Origin of the sequence: uncultured Gimesia sp. (genome assembly GCF_937919775.1) — a bacterium.
GTDB lineage: Bacteria > Planctomycetota > Planctomycetia > Planctomycetales > Planctomycetaceae > Gimesia.
Genome location: NZ_CALFPF010000362.1, coordinates 1 through 2,255, shown reverse-complemented (window position 1 = coordinate 2,255; position 2,255 = coordinate 1). Strand labels below are relative to the sequence as shown.

The window sequence follows — 2,255 nt, the reverse complement described above, 5'->3', positions numbered from 1 at the left end:
GGATCCGGATCTCTGAACAATCTATGAATCAAAATGCCTCATTTTATGTCTGGTTGGGAGCAGATCAAAACCAGCATTTTCAGCCTTTACCACAATTCATGATTTTGATGCAGGAACTGGGGCTGTTTGAGTCACGTTCCTTTGTCACGATGCGAAATCAGCGGGGCTACGGCACCCAGAAAAACTGGATGGCCGTCAGACAGGAGTTATTGTACTACATCAAAGGCAGCCCTTTTTTCGAAGTGCAATACACGGATATTCCGAAAATATTGAGGGGTTATTACAAAAAGATCAACGGTAGAAAAACCGAGAATCTGGAACGTGGCAGATCGGAATATATCCGTCCGGGGAATGTCTGGGTCGATATTCAACAGGTCTTTTATCGGATGGAAGAAAACGTATCAGGCTGTTACGCTCAAAAACCTCTCAAATCGACCGAGCGCATCATTCAGGCCAGTTCCCAGCCCGGCGATTTCGTACTTGATTTCTTTTCTCACTCCGGTTCCACATTAATCGCGAGTGAACAACTGGGACGACGCTGCCTGACTTCCGATCTGGATCCCATTTACTGCGAGATTTCCATCCGCCGATTAGAACATCTTCGCCAAACCGGCAAAACCGGCTGGCAAAATGGACATCCCTTTGAAGATGTGCTCGAACCGAACGAACAGGCCATGCTGGATAAATCAACCGATTCGATTTAAAAGATTTCCGGACTGTTTCGCTGATTCATTTCTGAGTTGACGGAATTTCAAAATCATAAGTGGATGATTTCAGTGGGAAGTCTACTTCGGTTTCGTATTGCTTGAACAGTGGTTGGGGAACACTCTCACCCTCGGCTGGTACGGCACCGGCAGTTGGTGAGCCAGTGAATCCCTTAATCTGGACGCGATGCGGGCCACCGATCACTCCCTTTTCCTTCTGAGTTTGATACCGCCCCGATTCGATTTTCGCGACGGAACCAGCCCCTTTGTTCCCTTTCGAACTGTCGGGAATAAAGATGAGTTCCCCGTAGGGTACCGGTTCTCCCTTATAATTGACTGTCCCCGATAAATCGAAGCGAGCTGGCGCATCGCCCCCACTGCTACAACCAACAGGCAGCAATGTAACGAACAGATATAAAAGCAGCGCGTTAAAACGGAAGTTTGCGTTCATCTCATTTGTTCTCTGTTCGTTTATTGACTGAATCCACCGACGGGAAGGCCATCTGCTCTTTTAGCAAGTGACCGGTAGAGAGTGAGATCTGTGTTCTCACTGAAAAAGTGCGTGGAGCCATCGGCCATCAGAAAATGACAGCCCCCGACGTGATAGCTGCCAAACATACGAGACTGAATATCGAATGTGTGCCCGGTATCCGGTGTATTCGCTCCCGAATTGATCGGCAAATCAGCCGCGGCGACTTGTGCCGGCGAGCCGACAGTACGAGGCCAGTCACTCGAAGCCCACGTGTAATATTGGCTGTTTGTCTGATTCGTTGACTGGTATTTCGTTTCTCCCACTAAAAACACATTTGATGAGCCATCGGTAATATCTCGCATCTTAACCCTGGAATTATGGTGAATGACCCCGCTGTTCATCCAGAGCCGTGCACCGGCGCTATTTGAGCAAGCCGGGGTTTCTCCCCCCTGAACACCAAAGTAATTATTGCTCCGGGTGGCATCAGACGAATTCGGATCGGACGTGCATTGGTATTTGTTGTTGTTGCGAAACCACTCTGTTCGATTGCCAGCGTCACCACTGCCGAACGCCGTAGCGTCCTGAATCGAAATGAAGGGTCCGCTGAAATTGAATTTGTTGTAGCGCGGTGCCTCATCCAGGAAAGGTAAAATCAGAACGGTCCACGGAGCAAATGAGTAGGATGTGCCGGGACCAGGAGTCAGACTGCACCAGCCGGCTGCAGTTGTTCCATGTGCGGAAACGCCTGAAGGAGGAAAGGCACGATGTGTATCGAGGTAGTTGTGTAAAGCCAGCCCGATTTGTTTTAAATTGTTTTTGCAGGTAGATCGTCGTGCTGCTTCGCGCGCCTGTTGAACAGCCGGCAATAGCAGGGCAATTAAAATCGCGATAATGGAAATCACGACGAGTAACTCAATCAACGTAAACGCGCGGCGTTGTGGGACTGATGAGTTCATGGAATGTCCTCTGTTAATTTAAAATGACGATGAAATAAACAGGAAACGCGCTCATTGGATCATATATAACACTGACGCCAAAATAAAGTATTTTGGCAACAATAGCAATTATAATTTCAGGGA

3 protein-coding genes are annotated in these 2,255 nt (G+C 48.4%); 1 reads left to right on the top strand and 2 read right to left on the bottom strand.

Going from position 1 to position 2,255, the window contains the following annotated elements:
• The coding region (locus Q0294_RS10030) for a site-specific DNA-methyltransferase (RefSeq protein WP_299464232.1) at nucleotides 1-704 on the top strand (704 nt) is incomplete at its 5' end.
• A 25-nt stretch (nucleotides 705-729) separates the two neighbouring features.
• Here the strand turns inward: Q0294_RS10030 and Q0294_RS10025 are convergent.
• Together Q0294_RS10025 and Q0294_RS10020 are read right to left on the bottom strand one after the other, a co-directional pair.
• Nucleotides 730-1,155, bottom strand: coding sequence for a hypothetical protein (locus tag Q0294_RS10025; protein WP_299464227.1), 426 nt, complete (start codon nucleotides 1,153-1,155; stop codon nucleotides 730-732).
• A gap of 20 nt (nucleotides 1,156-1,175) precedes the next feature.
• Nucleotides 1,176-2,132 carry a DUF1559 domain-containing protein gene (locus Q0294_RS10020; RefSeq protein ID WP_299464224.1) on the bottom strand — a complete coding sequence of 319 codons (957 nt, stop codon included), beginning with the start codon at nucleotides 2,130-2,132 and terminating at the stop codon, nucleotides 1,176-1,178.
• Between the last annotated feature and the right edge of the window lie 123 nt (nucleotides 2,133-2,255).